Source organism: Levilactobacillus brevis ATCC 14869 = DSM 20054 (assembly GCF_001433855.1).
Lineage (GTDB): Bacteria > Bacillota > Bacilli > Lactobacillales > Lactobacillaceae > Levilactobacillus > Levilactobacillus brevis.
This window is the reverse complement of the sequence record NZ_AZCP01000003.1, coordinates 288,800-310,818: the sequence shown is the minus strand read 5'-3', so window position 1 is coordinate 310,818 and position 22,019 is coordinate 288,800. Positions and strand designations below refer to the sequence as shown.

Annotated in this window: 24 protein-coding genes and 2 riboswitches; of the genes, 7 read left to right on the top strand and 17 right to left on the bottom strand. The window is 47.5% G+C overall.

Translation table 11 applies throughout. The annotated features are described in order from the left end of the window. The first annotated feature begins 119 nt into the window (after positions 1-119). The gene (locus FC61_RS07260; protein ID WP_021741586.1) at positions 120-1,097 is read left to right on the top strand and encodes a LacI family DNA-binding transcriptional regulator; all 978 of its coding nucleotides are present in this window, start codon (positions 120-122) and stop codon (positions 1,095-1,097) included. On the opposite strand, the gene FC61_RS07255 is transcribed toward FC61_RS07260, so the two are convergent. The 4 genes from FC61_RS07255 to thiD form a co-directional block, all read right to left on the bottom strand. Beyond that, the gene (locus tag FC61_RS07255; protein ID WP_011668922.1) at positions 1,089-1,721 is read right to left on the bottom strand and encodes a pentapeptide repeat-containing protein; all 633 of its coding nucleotides are present in this window, start codon (positions 1,719-1,721) and stop codon (positions 1,089-1,091) included. The two genes, FC61_RS07260 and FC61_RS07255, sit on opposite strands and share 9 nt — an antisense overlap. A gap of 431 nt (positions 1,722-2,152) precedes the next feature. Further along, positions 2,153-2,713: a TIGR01440 family protein gene (locus FC61_RS07245; RefSeq protein ID WP_021741266.1), complete on the bottom strand. Its 561-nt coding sequence runs from the start codon at positions 2,711-2,713 to the stop codon at positions 2,153-2,155. Positions 2,714-2,730: 17 nt separating this feature from the next. After that, complete coding sequence (locus tag FC61_RS07240) at positions 2,731-3,231, bottom strand: ECF transporter S component (RefSeq protein WP_011668925.1); 501 nt, start codon at positions 3,229-3,231, stop codon at positions 2,731-2,733. Further along, complete coding sequence (gene thiD, locus FC61_RS07235) at positions 3,228-4,022, bottom strand: bifunctional hydroxymethylpyrimidine kinase/phosphomethylpyrimidine kinase (protein ID WP_042516704.1); 795 nt, start codon at positions 4,020-4,022, stop codon at positions 3,228-3,230. The genes FC61_RS07240 and thiD overlap by 4 nt, the downstream gene beginning before the upstream one ends. A gap of 121 nt (positions 4,023-4,143) precedes the next feature. Between thiD and FC61_RS07230 the strand changes: the two genes are divergently transcribed. Next, positions 4,144-5,541 carry an aminotransferase-like domain-containing protein gene (locus FC61_RS07230; protein ID WP_042516703.1) on the top strand — a complete coding sequence of 466 codons (1,398 nt, stop codon included), beginning with the start codon at positions 4,144-4,146 and terminating at the stop codon, positions 5,539-5,541. A gap of 6 nt (positions 5,542-5,547) precedes the next feature. Here FC61_RS07230 and FC61_RS07225 read toward each other — a convergent pair whose 3' ends face one another. The 5 genes from FC61_RS07225 to FC61_RS07205 all read right to left on the bottom strand — a co-directional run bounded on the left by FC61_RS07225 (position 5,548) and on the right by FC61_RS07205 (position 12,220). After that, positions 5,548-6,708, bottom strand: a complete 1,161-nt coding sequence (locus tag FC61_RS07225; protein WP_021741261.1) for an LCP family protein — start codon at positions 6,706-6,708, stop codon at positions 5,548-5,550. A gap of 12 nt (positions 6,709-6,720) precedes the next feature. Then, positions 6,721-7,500 (bottom strand): ABC transporter ATP-binding protein, encoded by a 780-nt coding sequence (locus tag FC61_RS07220; protein ID WP_021741260.1) that lies wholly within the window; start codon positions 7,498-7,500, stop codon positions 6,721-6,723. Between the two features lie 16 nt (positions 7,501-7,516). Continuing rightward, on the bottom strand, positions 7,517-9,259 hold the full coding sequence (locus tag FC61_RS07215) for an ABC transporter permease subunit (RefSeq protein WP_021741259.1): 1,743 nt from the start codon (positions 9,257-9,259) through the stop codon (positions 7,517-7,519). A 107-nt stretch (positions 9,260-9,366) separates the two neighbouring features. Continuing rightward, a riboswitch (M-box (ykoK) riboswitch) is annotated at positions 9,367-9,530 on the bottom strand. Between the two features lie 155 nt (positions 9,531-9,685). Further along, a complete protein-coding gene (locus tag FC61_RS07210) occupies positions 9,686-10,897 on the bottom strand; it encodes an FtsW/RodA/SpoVE family cell cycle protein (protein ID WP_021741258.1) in 1,212 nt (403 codons plus the stop codon). A gap of 132 nt (positions 10,898-11,029) precedes the next feature. Beyond that, positions 11,030-12,220 (bottom strand): MFS transporter, encoded by a 1,191-nt coding sequence (locus tag FC61_RS07205; RefSeq protein WP_021741257.1) that lies wholly within the window; start codon positions 12,218-12,220, stop codon positions 11,030-11,032. A 123-nt stretch (positions 12,221-12,343) separates the two neighbouring features. Here FC61_RS07205 and FC61_RS07200 point away from each other — a divergent pair, with 123 nt between their 5' ends. Both FC61_RS07200 and FC61_RS07195 read left to right on the top strand, forming a co-directional pair. After that, on the top strand, positions 12,344-12,691 hold the full coding sequence (locus tag FC61_RS07200; protein ID WP_021741256.1) for a winged helix-turn-helix transcriptional regulator: 348 nt from the start codon (positions 12,344-12,346) through the stop codon (positions 12,689-12,691). A gap of 136 nt (positions 12,692-12,827) precedes the next feature. Beyond that, positions 12,828-13,379: a hypothetical protein gene (locus tag FC61_RS07195; protein ID WP_021741255.1), complete on the top strand. Its 552-nt coding sequence runs from the start codon at positions 12,828-12,830 to the stop codon at positions 13,377-13,379. A gap of 321 nt (positions 13,380-13,700) precedes the next feature. Here the strand turns inward: FC61_RS07195 and FC61_RS07190 are convergent, their stop codons facing one another. From FC61_RS07190 to scrK, 4 genes are read right to left on the bottom strand one after another with little or no spacing between them, the layout of a single operon-like run. Further along, positions 13,701-14,093, bottom strand: a complete 393-nt coding sequence (locus FC61_RS07190) for a VOC family protein (RefSeq protein ID WP_021741253.1) — start codon at positions 14,091-14,093, stop codon at positions 13,701-13,703. 1 nt (position 14,094) lies between these two features. After that, complete coding sequence (locus FC61_RS07185; protein WP_035464285.1) at positions 14,095-14,844, bottom strand: DUF6198 family protein; 750 nt, start codon at positions 14,842-14,844, stop codon at positions 14,095-14,097. Positions 14,845-14,895: 51 nt separating this feature from the next. Continuing rightward, on the bottom strand, positions 14,896-15,897 hold the full coding sequence (locus FC61_RS07180; RefSeq protein ID WP_015474491.1) for a zinc-dependent alcohol dehydrogenase family protein: 1,002 nt from the start codon (positions 15,895-15,897) through the stop codon (positions 14,896-14,898). Between the two features lie 17 nt (positions 15,898-15,914). Further along, positions 15,915-16,790 (bottom strand): fructokinase ScrK, encoded by an 876-nt coding sequence (gene scrK, locus FC61_RS07175; protein WP_024526177.1) that lies wholly within the window; start codon positions 16,788-16,790, stop codon positions 15,915-15,917. Between the two features lie 358 nt (positions 16,791-17,148). Between scrK and FC61_RS07170 the strand changes: the two genes are divergently transcribed. Then, a complete protein-coding gene (locus tag FC61_RS07170) occupies positions 17,149-17,571 on the top strand; it encodes a hypothetical protein (protein WP_011668738.1) in 423 nt (140 codons plus the stop codon). Positions 17,572-17,638: 67 nt separating this feature from the next. Here the strand turns inward: FC61_RS07170 and FC61_RS07165 are convergent, their stop codons facing one another. Further along, complete coding sequence (locus FC61_RS07165; RefSeq protein WP_021741250.1) at positions 17,639-18,748, bottom strand: glycerol dehydrogenase; 1,110 nt, start codon at positions 18,746-18,748, stop codon at positions 17,639-17,641. 134 nt (positions 18,749-18,882) lie between these two features. Further along, a riboswitch (guanidine-I (ykkC/yxkD leader) is annotated at positions 18,883-18,976 on the top strand. Between the two features lie 82 nt (positions 18,977-19,058). Here FC61_RS07165 and FC61_RS07160 point away from each other — a divergent pair. Beyond that, the gene (locus FC61_RS07160) at positions 19,059-19,385 is read left to right on the top strand and encodes a DMT family transporter (protein WP_035464278.1); all 327 of its coding nucleotides are present in this window, start codon (positions 19,059-19,061) and stop codon (positions 19,383-19,385) included. 1 nt (position 19,386) lies between these two features. After that, positions 19,387-19,701 carry a DMT family transporter gene (locus FC61_RS07155; protein WP_021741248.1) on the top strand — a complete coding sequence of 105 codons (315 nt, stop codon included), beginning with the start codon at positions 19,387-19,389 and terminating at the stop codon, positions 19,699-19,701. 4 nt (positions 19,702-19,705) lie between these two features. Here FC61_RS07155 and FC61_RS07150 read toward each other — a convergent pair whose 3' ends face one another. From FC61_RS07150 to FC61_RS12405, 3 genes are all read right to left on the bottom strand, one after another. After that, a complete protein-coding gene (locus FC61_RS07150) occupies positions 19,706-20,236 on the bottom strand; it encodes a GNAT family N-acetyltransferase (protein WP_035464277.1) in 531 nt (176 codons plus the stop codon). Between the two features lie 73 nt (positions 20,237-20,309). After that, complete coding sequence (locus FC61_RS07145) at positions 20,310-21,143, bottom strand: histidine phosphatase family protein (protein WP_021741246.1); 834 nt, start codon at positions 21,141-21,143, stop codon at positions 20,310-20,312. A gap of 260 nt (positions 21,144-21,403) precedes the next feature. Continuing rightward, entirely contained in the window at positions 21,404-21,970 is a 567-nt protein-coding gene (locus tag FC61_RS12405) for an SdpI family protein (protein WP_021741245.1), read from the bottom strand. Positions 21,971-22,019 lie beyond the last annotated feature (49 nt).

The window sequence follows — 22,019 nt, the reverse complement described above, 5'->3', positions numbered from 1 at the left end:
GCAAGACCTTTTGTAAAAAAATCGTTGAATCTGGCTTGCGTCCACCGGTTTGAACCGCTAACATAATATTAATAGCTATGATACATGGCCCATAAAATCAGGTGACGAGGTGAATTTTTATGACTGGAAAAGTAACGATTAAGGATGTCGCTAAGGCTGCAGGGGTGTCCGAAGCAACGGTTTCCCGCGCGCTGACTCACAGCCCACGAGTTAAACGCGATACGCGCCAAAAGATTCAAAACATTGCGAATAACTTAGGCTATCACCCCAACGGCCTTGCTCGTAGCATTCGACTCCAACATACCCATACCCTTGGGGTCATTATCCCAGATATTTTAAATGCATTCTTTACTAAACTCAGTCGGGCCATTGAAGACGCCGCAGATAAAGCCGGCTATGATGTTGTGTTGGTCAACACCGATGAGAGTCTCGCCAAAGAGGCCAACGCACTCAGTCTGTTACTAGAAAAACAAGTTGATGGTATTATCATCACCAGTGCTGGTGGCCCCACTAAGTACACTGATATTTTGGGCAACACACCAGCTGTCTTTGTTGATCGCATGCCGCCCGTTACTGGCCAACTAGCTTACGATCGCGTGCTGGTTGACAATATCCAGGGCACGCAGGCTGTTGTCACTGAGCTTATTCATCAAGGCGCCCAACGAATTGGAATCATCAATAGCGCCGTTTCCTTTACAGCGACGGAACGCATGACCGGTTACCGAGAAGCCCTAACCCAGGCTGGCTTCGAGCCTGATGCTGCTATTGAGGCAACGGCGCGAACGGACAATAGTAACGTACAACAGATGACCCGCCAGCTACTGGTTAATCAAAAATGCGATGGCCTCTTCGTTGCCGACAATACCATCATGGAGGAAGTTTTACGTAAACTTCCAGCGCTTGATCTCCCACCCATTCATTTAGGTGGCTTCGACGATCAAGATTGGTTTGACTTCTTACCCCAGCCAATTGTCACGGCGCGGCAACCTATTGCACAACTGGGGCAAACAGCCATCGACCGTCTGTTAGCTAAGATTGACGACCCCGACTTACTCCCGGAAGAGATTCGTCTCGCGGCCACAACCATTTCACGCTAACTGAACCCCTAAAAGCTGTTGCGCGAAATACGCCGCCTGCTCGGTATTTAAATGACACCCGCGCAAGTCATTGGCCGTTAGCCGTAACTCATCAAAGTCACACGTACTCAGATCAAGGGCCTTTAACCCAGTACCAGAAAAATCGGCCTGATTCAAATCACAGCGGGTCAATTGAGTCTTAATCATCACGCTGTCGAGGCAATTAACTTCTACTAATCGACTTGCTATTATCTTGACGCTAGTGAACTTAACCTCATTAAGATTGGCCAATGATAAATCACAGTCCGTGATGACCACGTCTCTAAATACCGCGTGGTCAAAGGTGGTCCCGACCAACTTACAATTCTGCAGTTGAACTCGGTACAGGCTGGCCGCTTCCAACTGACAGTTAACCAATGTACAGTTCTTAAAAATAACATCAGTTAACTCTGCACGATAGAAGTTATCATTAATAAATGTCGTCCCTTCAAATAAACACTGATCAATCAACGGATGCTCCAGCGACTGGTCTGCAATCGTCTGCTGTTGTACATGGGCCATTTGTAGCTGCCGGTCTTCATCAGCTGTAATGGCTAAAAAGCTCTGCGCAGTTAATGTTGCGGGTAAGATTCTCGGGTCATTCATGAAAGGTCCTCCTTAATCGATGACCTTTAGTATACCGTAAGTATGTCTCCAAATTAAACCGGGCTTCACCATCTGCCAAAATTGGCAGCGCTGAACATTAAACGCAAAAGTAGCGACTACTGATCCGCCATTTCCGTCAGTAGTCGCTACTTTTCTTAAAATTCATTCTCTTTCATCTTGCAGCAATATCAGTTTAAATCCGACAAGACTACCACTCCTTGCCATCCAACACCGCCGTAGCCCAGCGGGAAGCGGCAAATGGGCTCAGTACCGTCGTTATCCTTAGGGCGCGTCTTTCGTGCGCTTAGAATAAGACCGAGCTTTAAGACAAGTGGGTTGCTTGGCTTAAAGTCGTGTCCGGTACGTTCCAGCCCCTTTACCGCGACCAGAGGGCGGACAACAATCACAACACTCACCACCAGTTGGAGAACCTACGCAATCGGATCATAATTAGCCCGGGGACCGCCAACATATTTTGGTCGTGAGCGGAGGGCCGTCACGTGAGCCCCGCCGAGTTCCAAAATACTTGGCCGAACGGGCACCTGAACGAACTTCACGTGCATCCCAATTGCTGTATCACCAATATCTAAACCGGCTTGTGCCACAACGTGTTCGACTTCAATTGGGTCGGTGAACTGCTGAAAGGCTGCAATGGAACAAGCCCCACCCGCGTGCAGCGCAGGCACAACAGTTACCTCTTCAAATCCTTTATCTGCGGCTACTGCACGTTCCATCACGAGGCTACGATTGATGTGCTCACATCCCTGAACTGCCAGATGAATCCCCTGCGGTTCCAACTGGGCACGCAACGCCCGAATAATCGTAGTGCCCACCGCCAAATCAGAATTCTTACCAATGTGTCCACCCACGACCTCACTAGTTGAACACCCCAAGACAAAGACATCCCCACGATGTAATTTTGCCGCCGCCAACACGTCTTGAACAATCGTTGTAACCTGCTGTGTTAAGTGATCTAAGTTCATTTCTGTCATATTAAACGCTCCTATTTTTATACTAAATCTGGTTTCAACCGCGTCAAAGGCCCCACAATTGAGAGGGTTACCCCTGCACCAAAACCAACTTGAACCACATTACCAAAGATTGATGCCAATCCGGCTGGCCAGCCAAATAGCAAGGTCGTGGCCAAGCAATACCCAATCACCATCACCAAACTCCCGACTAATAGCGGTAATAGCATGCTCCTAATACCTTTATGGTGTCGCGGAAGCAACCACCCAACGACTAGCCCCTGCGTGCCGTGGATCACCAGCGAGAAGAGACACCAGACTGGATAGCCCGTCAAAATATCAATTAAAAAGCCACTAGCGCCACCAACTAATAAGCCCATTCGCCGACCATACAAAATGGCACTGGTATAGATACCAACTTCGCACAAGGTAACAATCCCTTTAGTCGCCGGAATTGGAATGACGACGAGAATAGATAGTGCCACCGTCATGGCAATTAATACCGCTGCAATCGTGTTTTCTTTTAAGCTTCCTTTGGTCATTTCGTCACCGCCTGATGCCAGCCACCCGGCCACACACTACCATAGTCATGACTAATGGCAACGCCGTGTGTAATGGCAGCATGCACAAATTTTTTAGCAAACGTCACCGCTTCAAGTAGCTCCTGGCCTTTTGCCAATTGCGCGGTAATTGCGGCTGAGAAGGTGCAACCTGCCCCATCGCTGGCTGCATTCAAGATGATTGGCGCTTCTAACCACGTCACGTCATCCCCAATCAACAAGCAATCCGGGGCCACTGACCCACCCAAGCGACTGCCACCCTTGATGACCACATTAGGGCACCCTAGCGCTTGAATCTGCCGAGCTGCTGCGACCATCTGTTCACGATTGGTAATGGTTAATCCACTTAGCTGCTGGGCTTCCAGCAGATTGGGTGTGGTGATCGTGGCCAATGGCAACAGTGTCTCTTTCAAGGCCGTTAAATACTCGGGCGTCACTTGCAACGGCCCTTCCTTGAAGACCATTACGGGATCAACGACCACCGATATTTGGGATGAACGTAAGCATTTGACTGTCAAAGTAAGCGCTGTCAAATTACCGAGTAATCCTGTCTTAACGGCCTTAATCGGGACCTGGTCAAAAACGGATGTTAACTGTGTCGCCATAACTTCAGCCGGCAACTGAAAAGCCTTCAGTTCATCCGGGAGCACACTCACAACACTCGTGAGCACACTCAGGCCAAAAGTATGTAATTCTTCAAACGTTTTTAAATCGGCTTGTATACCGCCACCAGCTAAGCTATCCGAGCCGGCAATGGTTAAGACATTTTCCATCTGATCGCCCCCACGCTCTCCAGTATGGGTCAGCTGTGACTCAAGTACAACCACCAATTGGCTTGTTTTAAAACCAGCCAATTATGCTATGCTAGAAGCAATCACGAAAGGATCTGGACGTATGCTAAATTGGTCACATCTGCCCGCCATCAAGCCTAAATACCTCGCCATTACGCAATTTATTAAGCAGGCCATTCAAAATGGTGATCTGCTCCCCGGCCAACGTCTGCCAGCTGAACGCGAACTCGCGACGTTATTGCACGTTGATCGGTCAACCGTTACCCGCGCTTTATTAGACCTGGCTGCCGTGGGTATCTTGGTCAAAAAAAGAGGTAGCGGGACGTTTGTCGCCCAACTACCTCACGTCAATCAACTGGCTAATAAAGTTAACTGGCAAGCCTTCTTGGAGAATACTACTGCCACCCGACACGCTACGTATCAACGAAAACTAGCCAAGGCTCGAACTACCGCAACGGTTCCCCTCATTGACGCAGCAGCAAATGAGCTGCCAACCAACCTCATTCCCCAATTGGGAACCTTAACCTTAGACTGGCAGGGTTTTTTGACTGCTCAACAACAAGAGGAACGTACGGGTTATCTGCCGCTCATGCAAACCATCAATCGCTATCACACCGCACGTCAGCAATTCACATTGGACCGCCAGTCCCTGATTATCACCGGCGGTGCCCAGCAAGCGCTCCTCCTCATTCTTAATAGCCTGTTACAGCCGGGAGACGCGGTAGCCTTTGTTACACCATCATATTTTAGCGCCAGCGCGGTGTTCAGTGCCGCCGGTGTACGCGCCTACACGATTCCAACGACCACTCTTGGTTTAGATTTGACGGCGTTAGAGACCGCCATTATTAAGCACCGGATTAAACTACTTATCTTAAATCCCACACTCCAAAACCCAACTGGGCGCATCCTCCCCTTAGCCGAACGTCAGGCTATTCTGGCACTATGCCAACGCTATCAGGTCGCCATCGTTGAGGATGATGTCTTCGGTTGGCTGGTTGATCGTGACATCGCAGTTCCCCCATTTAAGGCCCTCGCACCAGACAATGTGATCTACATCAGTTCGTTATCTAAGCTGCTGGGGTCTAACACCCGAATTGGCTGGATTGTCGCCCCACAAGCTATCGGTGAACGCATTCGCCAGGTTCAAAAAAACTTGGATTTAGTTCCCAGTTTATTGGCCCAGGTCATGGCCGATCACGCCCTAAACAGTCCGGAATTTTCGCTCGGCGTTACCCAGCTCACCACTCAGCTCGCCCAGCGCCGCCAAAATGTGACCGCCATTCTTCGACAATTACGCCCCGATTGGCACTTTGTCACGCCCTTGGGTGGCTTTTACCTCTGGGTAACACAAGCTGACCGCAATATTTTTGAGCATTTGCTTGAGCAGCACCTCTTAGTAACGCCGGGACCGATCTATGGCGCTGATCGTTCGGCCTTTCGCTTTAACTTTGCGGGGCTGGACTATCGCCAACAACGGCTGCTCATCCAGCGCCTTTCTTGACCCGCATTAATGGTCGGGATACGCGGTTGGCGTATGGTCCGATTGCCGAAAACCATTCGTTAGTGGTACTTCTATTGGTAAGCGTCCCGTCTTAGTATTACCCGGCTCTCCAATATAAACGTGTGGATTACCATAATCGGTGTCGGCTTTGGCTTCGCTGGCCGCTGACTGCACCGTCTCGTCACTATTGTATAAATAGTGCCCGTTGGTAACAAATGGCCCTTGCGGTAGTGGTGCCCGGCGTCCGGCGGCAGCTTGTAATTCAGCAATGGTGTGTTGATGGCTATCTGGATAAACTTCAACCATACTACGCCCGGCCGTATCAAAGGTGCGCCACTGAAATGTCACGCGTTTGACTCGATAGTGCTTTAGAACCGTTCGGTATTTAATCAAGCTCAACATATCTCCTTCTGACATATTGGTTCGCACTTGTCCTTTCACATCCCCCATTATCTGACTTCCCTTAGCGACTAACGCCCCTTGATTGAGTCGTTTAAGTAACGCATACAACACCGCCTGTTGTCGGAAGCCACGATATTGGTCATTATCGACGTGGCGCTCCCGGGCATAAGCCAAGGCGCGGGCACCATTCATCTCCTGTAGTCCCGCTTTAAAATGAACAGCGTGTCCCCAATAGTTTTGACCAACAAAAGCACGATCGACGCGAACGCTTAATGGTCCAATATCATTAATCGCTTGAATAAAACCATCCCAGTTTAGCGTCACGTAGTAATCAATCGGTAGCTTCAAGAAATGCTCGACCGTTGCAACAGCGGCCGCATCACCACCGTACGTATAGGCCGTTTCAATTCGCTGATAGCCATGATATTGTTGCGAATAGATCTTCGTAAACGTGTCTCGCAACAAACTGCACAACGTTATTGTCTTAGTCTTATGATTCACGATAACCACCATCATGCCATCCGTTCGACTAGTTGATAACTTTCTTTTCCCACTGTTATCCAGTCCGAGTAACAAAAATATGCTGACTGATTTGTTAGCCAAGTCTTGATGGTGCTTGATAACCTGTTCTTCTTTAAACGAACGTAACGTCTGAAAAAACTGAACGCCTTCAACCGTCACGGCGATTAATACGATCACCAAGCAGACTCCCACTAACCAAACCAATCGCCTTACTCGAAAATGTTGGCTCTGCCCATGCTTCATTAGTTACGCCTCCTACCTGCGATTCATCTGCTTGAAATATTGCGTTATTTCAAGTGTTTTGCGCATAATTTGTGATGCCGTCCGTTGTTCAACAGGCGTTTTAAGCCGATACACGCGGACTAAGGTTCCCGGAGACCCATTCATCACATAGATGACATTAGACAATCGAACCGCTTCGGAAATATTATGCGTAATCATCACCAACGCTTTCATATTCAGGTCACCTTGTCGCCACAAGGTCATCAAATCTGAACTCAATTGCTCCCCCGTTAACACATCTAATGCTGAAAAGGGTTCATCCAACAGCAATAATTCAGGGTTCACCGCCAAAGCGCGGGCAAATCCAACACGTTGCTTCATGCCACCGGATAACTCATACGGATAAGCTGCTTCCAACCCTTTCAACCCAATCAGGTTGATTAGGTCACGCACTTTCTGCTGAATTTGTCCCTGATTGCGTTTCCGACTATTCTCTAACCCAAATGCAATATTCTTCTGTACTGTGAGCCAAGGGAACAGCGCAAAGTTTTGAAAGACCATGCTGATTCGCTGACTGGGCTTAACGATCTGTCTCCCAGCAAAATCAATCGTCCCTGTACTCGGCCGGCTAATACCAGCCATCATGCGTAACAACGTTGATTTACCCACACCTGATGGACCTATGATACTGATAAACTGTCCCGGTTTAACAGCAAGATTAATATCCGTCAAAACTGGCCGAATGCCTGATTTTTCTGCGTGTTCAAACGTCTTAGAGACGTGTTTGACATTTAATAATTCGCTATTTGTCATGGTGCTACCTCCCCGATTAATAATGAAATCGTCGTTCTGCAAACCGATACAGGGGCTGCCAAATAAAGATGACACAGATCCCTACCAACCCACAGATAATCAATACCCCAGTGGCTTCCGCTGGCTTATTGTCCGTATTACCCGCGATATACGCCCCTAATCCCGCAACGGAAAATTGCTTGGTTCCCCAAGTAATCAACTCAGCAGCAATATCCGCATTCCATGCAGCACCAGCCGCATTGATGATTGCTGTAATTAAGTAGGGGAAAAGTGAGGGAAATAAAAATCGCGTCCACCAGCGCCAACCTTTTAGGTGAAAGACTTGTGTGACTTCTTGGATGTCAGCGGGGATTGCCAAGTACCCCGCAATAACATTAAAGAAAAAGTACCATTGCGTACCGGTCATAATCAGTGGAATCACCCACCACTGATGCGTGGTCCCGGTTGCGACAATAAGTAGTGCCACCACCGGGACATACACGTCCGCAGGAATCGAGCCAATAACTTGCCCCCAGGGCTGGATTCTATTTAATCGGCGCGGATTGCTGGCTACCCAAACTGCTAACGGGATAAAGATCAGCGCCGATAATACCACCGCTGCTAACACCCGGCCAGTTGTTAAAAGTGTCCACCAAATGAGTGTTTGCCAATTGAGCCATTTTAAATAAGTCGCTAAAAATCCGATTAATCCTACCATGGCACAGCCTAAGCTGAAGTACCACAGCGTCAACCAAAGCTTTAGCCACTTATGCAACCACTGCATAAATTGTGGCAATCGTAGGTTTTCCCAAATCTGGGGTAAGCTAAGCAACCACCACGTAGACACCTGATGTCCCCACTGATGCAGCCACTTAGGTAACTTAGCGTGGCTCACCAGATCGTAGACTCGTGACTGCGGCGGTAACTGATTATCTGTGCCCGTACTGTATTTATAGTGAACCGTCCCCTTTATTAGTGGCTGGAAAAGACACACATTAGTAAATAACACACAGACCAGTAAGGCACCCAGCGCCGCAGCGACCGCGCCAAAGTTCGACCTATCCAAAGCAATCTGGATATACGACCCGATCCCGGGAAGAATTAAGGTCTCTGTCCGTGGGAACGCCACGGTGGCTTGTTCACAGGCAACTAAGGCAAACCACGCGGCTGATTGTGAAATAACCATATTCCATAAGATTCCAGGAACGGCATAAATAAATTCTAGCCGCCAAAACCGTTGCCAGCTATTACAGCCAAACTGATCGGCGACCGTCAGTAATTCTTTCGGCGTCACCCGCAGCGACTGATATAGTACCAACATAATATTCCAAGCCTGGGCCGTGAATACGCCAAAGATGGCGACGGCTTCAACACCCAACACATTATTGGGAAACCATCCCATAAACCAAGCCGTGGTAAATGTGAGAAAGCCCAGTAATGGTACCGATTCTAATAAATTAACGAGCGGCAAGATAAAATACCGAGCCGTTTTGTAACGCGCCGCCATGACGCCAAATACTAAAGAAAACGCTAATGACCACAGCATGCCAATAAACAAGCGGGTCATTGTTCTTAACGCCGCTTCGACAAGTTGCGCGAACGTGAAATAATTCTTAGATCCCAGCACATCTAACTGTTGTTGTGTCGGTAACTGACTAAGTGGGCGGTTCATTTGCGTGAGGCACCACCCCATCATTATCAAAATTCCTAAACCAATCCCGCATAACACGAGATTTCCAACTACCGGTTGCCACTTCCTTGGTAATTTTAACCACGTCATAAGTACCCCTTCCTATCGTTAAATTGCGCTTAGCTCAGCGACTAAAAGGCCCATCAGCAAGATTGCAGCTGATGGGCCTTTAAAACCAAAATGGATTGCGAGTTTTGTCTCGACGCATTCATTGAGTTTTAGCACTTTAAGACGTAAGAACTTGTCTAGTTGTTTTGAAAAAGCCTTAATTCGGCAATCTCTGCTTTACTCATTCCTGTCTCTCGACATTTCTGGGCAACAACCTATGTTCTTAAAGTAACCTCACCTAATTGCAATTTATTTTTTCATTGGTCTTCGTACCAACAACTGCATTTTAGAAGCAACTATCTGAATAGTCAATCGTTCACCACTAGAAATCATCCCAACGAAAACAATTATTACGTTTATTTAGGCTTCCTTTAAACTTTTTTCACTTTACTTATGGAACCAACATTGTTAATAAAACTTATTAGGTAACGAAAAGATGGATCTAAAGCTCCGGTACTGTGCTGAAAGAACGAGACCGATCCCCATAAAATTACCGAGCAAAGCAGACCCACCTTGGCTCATAAAGGGCAAGGGAATTCCCGTCAATGGGAGTAACCCCACCGTCATTCCAACATTTTCAAACAGATGGAAGACGAGCATGACTGCTACCCCGATTGATACATAAACGTATAACAGTTGATGACTCGTCATCGCTGCTTGCACCACTAAATAAATTAAGTACATAAAGATTCCTAACACAACGACACTGCCAACAAATCCTGTTGTTTCGCCAATCACCGAAAAAATCATATCAGACTCTCTGACTGGCACGTAAACGGATTGGTGGTGAAATCCAATTCCCCAGAGTCTTCCAGAACCGATCGCCGTCATACTTTGCCACAATTGATAGCTTTGCCCTGAAGTATCCCCACTGGGATTAATCCAAGAGTTAATTCGAGCAAATTGGTAGGCTTTAAATCCCAGATGCGTCAATAACTGTTGCCCCCCACTGGAAGTGGCCGCCCAAACCAGGCCCGCGCCAACTGTACCCGCGGATAAGAAAAGCCGCCACAGAAATTTACTGCGACATTGCGAGACAAGTAAACACCCTGCTAGAATCGCCACGAATACCATTGTCGTCCCCAAATCATGAATGAACTTCAACAAGATAATGATGGGTAAGGTGTAGCCCAGCATTTTCTTTAAAAGCCGCCAGTCGTCTTGGGCACGCTCATGCAAGCCCCGATGATAATCTTCTACCAATAGGCGGCTCATCATCAAAATATAAAATGGCTTCATCACTTCTGCCGGTTGAAACGTCAAGGGCCCAATCGCAAACCAACTTTTGGCTCCCGTCTGAATAAAATAAGCTCTGCTGTAAAAAAACAACACTAAGACTAACCCCGCTAATCCACAATAGTAACCAACAGTGGCCCACTGCAACAACTGCCTTTCACTAACGTGCATAATGAGACTAGCCAATAGACTCCCTAAGAGATACCATATCATCTGCAGTCCAACTGTTTTAACTGGACTGGTAGGATTTAAGTCACGACTACTCGCAAAATAAAGCGCCCCCATACTCAGACAAAATAACAGGATGAGGCACAGAACAATCCCCCAACCATAATCGCAGATTCGATCGTTGGTCTCAACGCTATTGACGGCTCTTTTATCCATTTTTTCTCCTCCACTAGTAACCCTAAAGATGCCCTTAGTATAACGACATAGAGAATTATTTCACTAGCTAATGGACTTTGTTTAATCTTTATTAAAGGCCTTAATCAGATTATAAAATTTACGAATGCGACGTTAATTCCCGACGTCGGCCCACCGGTTCAGTCCGTCAGCTAAGCATCCAGCTAGTCCGAATGTAATAGCGGCCATTAAGCATAAACCACGAAACCCTAACGTCGTGTAGCCCACTCCGCCGACCAATGAGGCTAGCGTTAATCCTAGATATAATAACGAACTGTTGACTGCCATGGCGGTCGATCGACTCTGTCCAGCATGGGCAACAATGTGGGCACTCAATGCCGTTACTCCAAATCCTTGGTTCACTGCTAAAACAACGAGCCAGCCCATTAGTAACGGTAATGTCTCACTAAAAGCCAGACCTACGGCACACAGCGCGGATACCAGGCCCGTCATCACGATACTCCGTAAGGTTCCCAGCCGCATCATCACCCAACCGCCAAAGAAACTGGCCCCAAAGTTACTTAGGCCATAGCCAATGAAAATCGTTCCGGACTGTGCCGTATTCAGCTGAAACTGTTGGATCAGTACCGTCCCCAGAAACGTATAGATTAAATAAAATCCAAACATCCAAATCAATGTAATTCCAAGAGTTGACACCACAGTGGTTTGTCGTCTTAACTCACGAAATCGCTGCCCATAGGATAGAGGTCCTCGGTTAGACATCGGCATAGACGGTACTAACAATAGCAGCACAATGGCGGCCACTAATCCCACTATGCTTGAGGCCCAAAAGGCCATGTGCCAATCACTGAGCTGCGCTACCGTAGCTCCTAATGGTACGCCAACAGCAATTGACAGGGATAAAGCCGCCATGACAATTCCCATCACCCACTGCATTCGCGGCCCCTTAAATTGGGTGCCAATCGTTGCCCACACGTTAGGCAAGGTCAATGCCGCACCGATGCCCGCAATTAAGCGACACCCTAGCAGGATCGGTAAGGTTGGTGCAATTGCGCACAAAACACTCCCCATTAAAAACAAACTAACACCACTTGCTAATAGCCGCTTTTTATCAAAATGATCGCCTAACGGACCAAAGAATGGCGCGCCACCCGCATAACCTAATGCGTAGGCCGTTACCGCTAGAGCCGCCTGTTCCACCGTTGTTTGATACGAACGTGCGATGGCTGGTAAGAGCGGTGAAATAATAAACGAATCTGCCCCCATGACAAAGACAACGAGGAATAGGCCAATTACTAGTAATCCCTCATGACCACTGGGTATTTCGCTATTGTTTTCTGACATTTTTATCACCTCACAACGCCATCATACGGTCACTGTTGAACTAACACAATACGGGAATTTAATGTAACCTATCCGCCTATTTGTCAGACTATGCTACACTAAGCTTGTTAAGGAGATGGTCTCATGGATGCAATGGCAATGCGCACGCGCCACACAGAACTGTGCCCGCTAGACACTACGTTAAAAATTTTGGATGGTAAATGGAAATCAATCATTCTCTGTCGTCTAATGGATCAAGAACTTCGATACACCGAATTATTAAATAGTCTATCTGGGTGTACACGGCGCATGCTATCCTTGCAGCTCAAGCAACTGGAACATGACCAAATCATCTGCAAGGAGGTCGATAGAACTTACGTCCCAATCAAAACCAGCTATCATTTATCTCCGCTGGGTCAGTCATTGGTTCCCCTCATTCGGGCAATGGATACTTGGGGGCGAGATTATTTACAAGTCGTGGCAAATAACTAGAAACGTTAATTTATACACTAACGGACTAGTGCTACTTTAACAATTACCCGATAATGTATCCCATTGGCACTTATATTCAGTTCCCCTATCCGGTATACTAATTAACAAATACAGCGGCAAAGGGTGAAATACATACATGAATTTCCGAAAAACTAAATTACTGTTACTCCTCGTACTCATCAGTGGGTTATCGCTGACACCCCCTGCTTTCGCTGATAAACACCTTATTGCCGCTACGTCGCTTAATGCTAATCACTCAGAACAACTAGGACGTCACTTCACCGAATTAGCAATACCATTACACCTCAATAACCGCTTAATGCCGACGGCCGCGTCCAGCAGTCAGCCAACGTCAACTTTTTCTGAGAAGTGGGTTAATGGTGGGTTAAATACATTTGCACCAAATAAATCGGCCTTGGTGGCCCTGCATACCTATTACGGTAAGATCGCAGTTTCTCTGATGCTGGGGGGTCCCGCTGGCGGTGCTTTAGTTGCTGGCCTACCGGGCGCAGTTGTGGGGACTGTCGGTGGCAATCTGATGGCTAACCGCTTCAATGCCGCACAAGCTGACATTGGCGAATTGATCAATGCCGGTGCCACTCAGGGTGGTTGTCGCATCACCTTAGTTGACGAGTTTCCCATCACTAATCTGGCTTCTCAAATACAAGCCACCACTCAAAACCGTTAGGAGCGCTATTTCCCATGTATTTTTTATCAATCATTGGTCTAGTTATCCTACTACTGGCCCTTATAACTGGATTCATCAGATATCGTCATGACCACACCCATAAGCGCCACTTACTATTTTCAATCCTATACGGGTTATTTGGTCTCTTCGTGATAATGTGGTCTTTTTTACCATAAGTACACAAAAACCGGCAAACCACTCTCGTAATCGAGACTGGTTTGCCGGTTTTCTGGTCATGCCTAACTAAGATTCTGACACAACTTTTGCTGATTATCCGTGTCCCCCCAACGGCCCTTCGCTAGGCTCCGGGCCGGGGACCGATTAGTTTAAGATCTCACAGAATTCAATGGTTTCGTGATTTGGGCCGAGAATATTAAAGAAGCGAATACCCTTATCCCAAAATGACGGGATCGATTGAATTTCCGTATTCACCAGGTGTAAGCCTTGTTGCTTAGCAGCAGCAAACGCCTTTTCCACATCCGTGGTGTTTAATGAGATATGATTGATGGCGCCTGTCGTGGGATTCGTGGGATCACCTTCCCACGTTTCAATCGTTAAATTGCCCAAGCGCATGAAGGCACAGCGATTCTCACCATTGTGAAAGAGGCCAGCCCGTTCAAATCCTAGTGACTGATAAAACGCCATCGTTTGATCCAAATCTGCTGTGGGAATACCCACGTGTTGAATGCCCGTAATAAATTCCTGCACTGCCATATTAAGACTCCTTTACTTGACCAACGTCAACCGCTTGATGCTTCAATCTTGGGAAGATCACCTTATCCGCGATACCCGTAATCCCACCTTGTGCTAAGAAAGCAAAGATGGTTCCCAGCCCAAAGTTAGTAAATGTTCGGGTAATCACCAGAGCAACAATCGCCATGATGGTTGGTGGAATGTATGAGGCCCACATCGCCTTGGCTGCATTGCCCTTAAAGTACCGGAACCGAAGAATCTGCATCAAATCATCGGCCGGATGTAAAACCAAGTTAACCCGTTGGTAAATCGAGATTGCCACCGCAATAAAGGCCACGCCAAGGAAGTTCAAGCCGACATATAGGATCACCATTCCCAGACTACGGGCTTCCGGTAATCCACTGAACAACGCCGGATACTTACCATCAAAGAAATCTTCAAAAACTTGAATCAATGCGGAGAATGGGACCATAAAGACCATGTTTCCTGCGATCCGTTTCCAATCCCAATGATGAATCAAAATGGCATTTAAAACGGCCGTGAGAAAACCCATAATCAGGAATGCCCAAAAGAGGTTCCAATGAAAGGCGGTTCCCAAGTTCGCTTCGGCTGCGGACCAATAGGCCGCCCCGAGGAAAGAAGGGTGAATCTTAGCACTGGTTACCAGCGTTAAGACGTTACCCGCCGAATTAATCACAAGGGAGAGTGCAAAGTACGCAATCGCCTTGCCCATCGAAATGGTGCGCCCACTGTTAACTGCCATCGTATCCATCCCATCGTTTGAACGAAGTGCTTCAGCTTTCACAATAATCCCTTACCTTTACTAGTCGCTGACCTTCACAACTGCCTTGCTGACATGTTCCACTTTGCCATTCAAGACATCTTCAACTTGTTCCAGACTAACTTCGTGGCTGATCAAAGATTCCACGTCCAATTGCCCACTTGCCAACAAAGCAATGGCATCTTCAAATGCATATGGGTTGATGAAGGCCCCTTGGATCTTCAATTGCTTTTGGTAAACTTCATACGTGTTCATTGAGAACGTTTGGTTAGGCTTACCGACCCCAAACATCAGCACTTGTGCGCCCTTCTTAGTGGCTTCAACGGCTTGTTCTTGCGTTTGTGGCAGACCAACCGCTTCAATCACAACGTCGTAGTCGGCTGGAATGCTGTCACGAGTGGTGTTGTATGTGTTAGTGACGCCAAATTTTTCCTTGTTAAAGGCTAATTTTTCATCAACAATCCCGGCGAAATCAACTTGGTGAACGCCATAGGCTTGCAGTAATTGGACAAAGAGTTGTCCCATAAAGCCATCCCCAATAACCAAAGCCTTTTGATAAGGGGTGAGATCAAGTAACTTGACCCCGTGAACGGCACAAGAGATTGGTTCAACCGTGGCCGCTGCCTTCAGTGAAACACTGTCAGGAATGGGGTAAACAACGGAGGCAGGAGCTGTGAAGCTTTCTTCCAAACCACCATCACGCGTCACCCCAACGGCTGATAAGTTGTCACATAATTCTGGACGATCAGTCCGGCAGTATTCACATTCGCCACAGTAGATGTTAGGGTCAACAGTCACCCGGTCGCCCACCTTCACGTTGGTCACGTTACGACCAATTGCGGCAACAATTCCGGAATTTTCATGACCCAAGACAATTGGTGGCACAGCATCCGCAGAACCAGGAAGCCCAGCGTATAAGGCCCGGTCAGTCCCACAAATCCCTGCATAGGCAGTATTCACTAAGACTTCATCGTCTTTGACAGTTGGTGTCGTGACATCTTGCATCTCAAATTGTTTTGTACCCGTTAGAACTAAAGCTTTCATCAGTAAATCTCCCTCTCTTACTTGTTGTATTCGTTAAGTGCTAGGGCAAAATCCCCCAGCGTGGCTGACCCATTGTCCTTGACGGCTGGCATCACAATGTAATCTGTGAGCTTACCGACATCGACATAGTGGTTCAATAACTGGTCAAATTCGTGGCGGACCTTATCCAGAAAAGCTTCACTCACCACACCGCCGCCAAAGACAATCTTGTCAGGCCGCATCATCAAGGTGACCTGTAAAGCGGCTTGGGCCACGTAATAGGCTAAAATATCCCACACGTGATCCGTCAGTGGCACGTCCTTACCAGGTTTCCCTAGCCGCGCGTCGAACGTGGGACCACTGACCAAACCTTCTAAACAGTCGCCGTGAAAAGGGCAAATCCCAGGAAAATCTAAATCGTCGGGATGGCGTTTCAATCGGACGTGACCCATCTCGGGATGACCGAGGCTACCAACGAAGTGCCCGTCGATGATGGCACCAGCACCCACGCCGGTTCCAATCGTGAAGTAAACGAGTGAGTTAATATTTTCGTTGAATAGCGTGGACATCACGTACTCACCATAAGCCGAACCATTTACGTCAGAGGTCCAATACATGGGCACATCTAATTCCTGCTTGAGGCGACCGACAAAGTCCGTATTGGCCCAACCAACCTTGGGCGTATTGGTAATGTAACCATATTTAGGTGAGTTGTGGCGTAGCTCAATCGGGCCAAAAGACGAAATGGCAATCGCCTTTAAATCCGGGAACTGTTTAAAGTACGCGATGGTCTGACTGAGCGTTTCTTCTGGGGTGGTCGTCGGGATTCGGACCTTATCCTGTGTGCGATAATCCTCGTTACCGATTGCACAAACAAATTTGGTTCCCCCTGCTTCAATACTTCCGAGTTGCATATTGCTAACCTCCATATTTACGCCGGGGGCCGTGACCCGCGGCACCGTTTTGACTAAATGTTATCTGACTGAGACAGCCATCTTTAATTCGAGATTAGTATAGCAAGCTAAATTTGTGAAAATAAGGGCTTTTGGATTTTTATTTTTTCAGAAAATGCGCTTCCATCCCGATAATATTGCAATACAATCGATTTCATTTTTCGTGAAATTGGTCACTTATGGGCGATTTCAGTGCCATTTTCTGTAAGCGCTTACTTTTAAAAATAAATAGCTGAATCTAGCCGCTCCAACCTTTACAGGCCCCTGGTAAAACTGGTATAAAGAACATAACACTTTAATCAAGAAAGGAACTCAACCCATGCAACGAAAATATCGTGATTACTTTGCCTACTTAAAAACCATTAACCCTGATCCCAACGCCTCCTTCATCGCGGTCAGTCCTGCAAATGTGCAGAAAACTGACCCCGACAAATTCGCCACACTAACGGCGCGGGCCGGCCGCCGATGGGGCGTTATTCTCTTCCACGCGCTTTATGGAAATAAAACCACGAAGAAAACCAACGTTCCCTATGCGGTGGTTCATGAGGATTCCTTCGCCCGTGACTGGGACGGCATTGACCGAGCCGAGTTCGATGAAGATGTCGCAATCCTCGTCCAGTGCCACATGCTCCAAGTTAAGGAGGTTCAAGGACTCACGCGTCTAATCATGCGCTACCCTGAACCTTTAGCCAGTCTGGCTGACCTGCGAATCAAAGGTATTGACCAAATCAATCCTGGATAATAAAAAATTGGTTGCGGGTCCGCTTGTATTTATGCGGACCCACAACCAGTTTTTTCTAATCTTTTAATTACTTTGCATGGCGTGCCTGGTAAGCGCGACTATAGGCATCAACGCCGCGCATGGCTTGGGCAACATCATCTGGCGTTACCTTAAATGGCATACGATCCATGGTGTCGGCCGGCGCAGTTGCTTGCTGACCAACCTTCAACAGGTCTTCATCCGTGACATCTGGAATCTTCAAGTCAGCTAAGGTTGTCGGTAACCCTAATGACAAATCAAAGGCTAAATAGCGGTCAAATTCCGCTTCACTCCGACCTTCCAAGAAGAGTTGGGTCAACGTGCCATACGCCACTTTTTCACCATGAGTTAACTCATGAATCGGTCCATCTAATGCCGTTAGTCCGTCATGGATGGCGTGTGCTGCAGCCAAACCACCACTTTCAAAGCCAACACCACTCATTAATGTATTGGCCTCCACTATCTTATTGAGCGCTGGCGTCACAGCATGTTGTTTAACGGACTCGAGGGCAAGGTGACCGTAAGCAAACAAAGTATCTTCACACTTCTGGGCAATCGCGTTACCGACCAGCGTTTGTTTAGCGCCCAGCATAGTGGCATTATCACCCTTGGCAACTGCTTGAGCCTCAACATTGGTGGCTAACGCATCCGCAATGCCCGATGCTAATAACCGTGCTGGCGCACCAGCCACTAGTCGGGTATCTACCAACACGAGGTCAGGGTTTTTGTCGTAAAAGCGGTATTCTTTGAACGAGCCATCTGCATGATAAATAACCGATAAACGTGAACACGGCGCATCAGTCGACGCTAACGATGGCAAAATGGCTACTGGCAACTGTAGATTATCAGCAATTGCTTTAGCAGAATCCAGCGTCTTGCCTCCGCCTAAACCGATAATCACATCTGCCCCAAACTCCCGACCAATGCCGGTAATCCGGTCAATCTCTTCAGGAGACGCTTCTCCACGAAAGATCACCTTATGGACCTCTATGTGGTGATCATCAAGATACGCCCTGAATCGGTCTCCAATAATTTGATACACCACTGAATCGGCCATTAATAGGGCTTTGTGACCAAACTTTTCTAAATAAGCGATACTGTCAAATAGGACATCTTTACCTTGTACGTATGAAGCCGGACTACCAAATATCTGAGTCATTTAAATCGCTCCTTACTAATCGTGATTATTTTCACAACACCATCATTATACGATGTGCTATGGACAACCGCAAACATTCTGGTTGCCCCAAATTTTGAGGTGTGCTAAGCTAAAACCAGCTTATCAAATCGTATAAATTTGTTCTCTAGGGTTCCGCCACACGGGTCTGGTCCGAGAGAGAACCTGCGGATCAGTCCGTAGACACGGAAGGGAAAAAGCCTGGGAGATTTTGTCAGTCATTGACAAAATTTCTCAGGCTCTTTTTTTGATAATTGCTGATTTTAATTAAGCAAACAGGAGGTTTTTGATGATGTGGAAACATTGGTTAACCGTCGTTTTGGGCGCGGTTTTTGAAGTTAGTTGGGTGGTCGGATTTAAGCACGCCACAACTCTATGGGCTTGGCTGATAACCGGGGTAGCCGTTTATCTCAGCTTCTACTTTTTGATTCGGGCGAGTCGATCAATTCCCGCCGGAACCGCCTATGCCGTGTTCGTGGGTCTAGGGACACTTGGTACAACCAGCGTCGGCATGTTCGTTTTTGGTGAACCAGTTAGCTGGTTAAAAATTGCATTGATTCTGCTTCTGTTGGCTGGTATCGGCGGACTGCAGTGGACAACCACAAAGGAGGCCAACTAAGATGGCATGGTTATTTCTCATTGGCGCCGGCTTAAGTGAGATGTTAGGCGTCACCTTTATGAATTGGGCACTTCACCGCAAGACGTGGTGGCTGTGGGTCCTGATGATTCTCGCATTTACCCTGAGCTTTGGTGGCTTGGAACTCGCGTTAAAAACCTTACCGATGGGCACCGCCTATGCAATCTGGACCGGAATTGGGGCCGCCGGTGGCGTTCTTACTGGGATGCTATTTTTCGGTGAATCAAAAGACTGGCGTAAACTCGTCTGGGTCGCTGTGATTCTGAGTGCAACGTTGGGTTTAAAATTAATTAGTTAGTAACTTATCGCTTGTACCACTCTTCTCGCAACACCCCATACTTTACTGAATCCCAATAACGACCTTGCCAGTAGCGAACCTGACGCACACGGGCTTCTTCACGTAAGCCCAGCGACTCAGCCAGATGACACATTCGCTGATTACCTGACCACGTGGTTAGACCAATGTGGGGGAGCGGCGTTTGAGTCCATAGCCAGTCAATCCATTGCGATAACGCTGTTCTACCAATGCCTCGTTGCCAACGGTGCTGATCATAAATGCTAATGCCGACATCTAGCCAACGGTTGAGCGGCGTATCATCGTAATATGCAAAAACCATCCCCACCATTTGATCATCTACCCAAATCACCTGACGCCAAGGCCGGTCCACATAGGCCTCGTGGCCGGGTCCAGTTACAAATTCCGCATAGGTTGGCACGTGATCGTGAAAATACGGGCCGTTCCACTGCGTCCATGCCGCTTGCGGATCACGGAAGGCTAATTGCCAAAACGCCGCAACTTCTTCGCTCGCTAAGGGTTTTAACCTGACTGCCATGCGCATCATCTCCTTAATAGCTTTCAGTATAGAAAAAAGATGACCCCACCACAACTGTGAGGTCATCTTTTTGCTATTTAGCTAACTTAGCACCCTTGTCCACGTAAGTCATGGAACCAATCGGACCACTAACGGCTAATTTGCCGTGTTTATAAACTAATTTCGTTACCGCAGCATTCTTCAGCGGTGCGCCCGTGTACTTGCTACCGGCCATGGTTGAGAGATATTCGTTAATGGACATCCCGGAACTAACAACCAGTGCGTTACCGCCGCCCCGCTTTTGCGTAGCCTTGGCGATGGTTAACAATTCCTTAGCCATCCGCTTTTGTACTTGCTTAGAACTTTCTGCTCGGTCACTAGCCACCAGATTGGTCTTTTGGCTATTTTCTTGATCAAGTTTGTAGTAGGCATCCTGTAACAGGTTCCAGTAGTCTTTACCTTGCTTGGCCATCATCTCATCCCCGGACTTGAAGCCGTAAACACCGGCAATTAAAGCATTGTCAGCTGCAATACTGTCACCTTCAAAGCTGCCGTAGCCGCCTTCACGTAAGTATTTGGACACGTTGACCTTAACCTTCTTGTTTCCCGAGTACTTGAGCGCTTGCTTGGCCGTCACTTGTTGCCGGGTCAAATTCCCAGCATAGGCCACTTTGAAAGTCTTGCCCTTCAAGCCGCGTCCCAAGTTGTTGGCAACGGCAATCCCATTGCTGGTCAGTGGGAAGTCGCTCCATCCTTGAACCCGTCCCATCACGTTTCCAGTCGTTTCACCATGCCGCGTTAAATAAATCGTCACGGGTTTAACTGCTGCTTTCTTCTTGGTCTTGGCCTGCGCATTGCTGGGTACCGCCACTAGGGTCAATGCACCAGCAGTCACAGCTAATAGACTAACAACTTTCGTCAATTTCATGGGTGATCTCCTCCGAATCTGAAATGATGTTGCATGGTTAGCGATGCTCTGTTTGACGAGTGACTAAAATCGCCAATGAGGAATCGCTTACATTCTAAAATGTAGCATATTCACTTGACGAGAACAACCATTTTTTTGCGGTCTTGTGGTTCGACCACTTAACGTTTAGGGATTGACTAGTGAGCATGGTATTCGCCGATTTAAGCCAAAGCTACCACGTTCCAATAATCACAGGAACATGGTAGCTTTGACTAGACCTTTCAGGATAGCTTTCTGGCATATATGGAAGTGCCGACCACTAACACAACTGCACCTACCGCCATCGTCAAAACGAAGGCGGCTTGCCCTAAAAGTCCCAATAGAAAACTTAAGCCACCAAAACCAAAGCAAATTCTCGCGGCTAAATGATTCGTTTTTTGCCACACTGCTGGCGAACTTTTAGTTGCCGGAATTCTAATACCATAGAGTCTATTACGCGGTACGTAGGACAGGGGCACTCCTATCAGGGATACGATGATGCCCGCACCGGTCAGATGATCCACAATAGCAGTATTGGCATAGGCAAGCGGCAGGAGCACTAAAATCAAGCAGTAGCTGCCAAAGACCACATTTAGGTCTAGTGAAAATTTCAGTCCACGGTGACGACCATTTACCATAATTTGAAGCAATAACAAGGCCACATAAACCAGCGTAAACGCCCCCAAGACACCAAAACTGGGGCGTGTTTTAGGTAAAAACAAGTAGCGTACCCAAGCCAACGCGAGTATCACCGAATTTACCAACAATATGACCCGCTCCTTTGATAGAGCTACATCTGGTAATAACATGGCTCATCCCCCCTTATTGCTGGCATCGTACTGTTTACGTGACCAAATC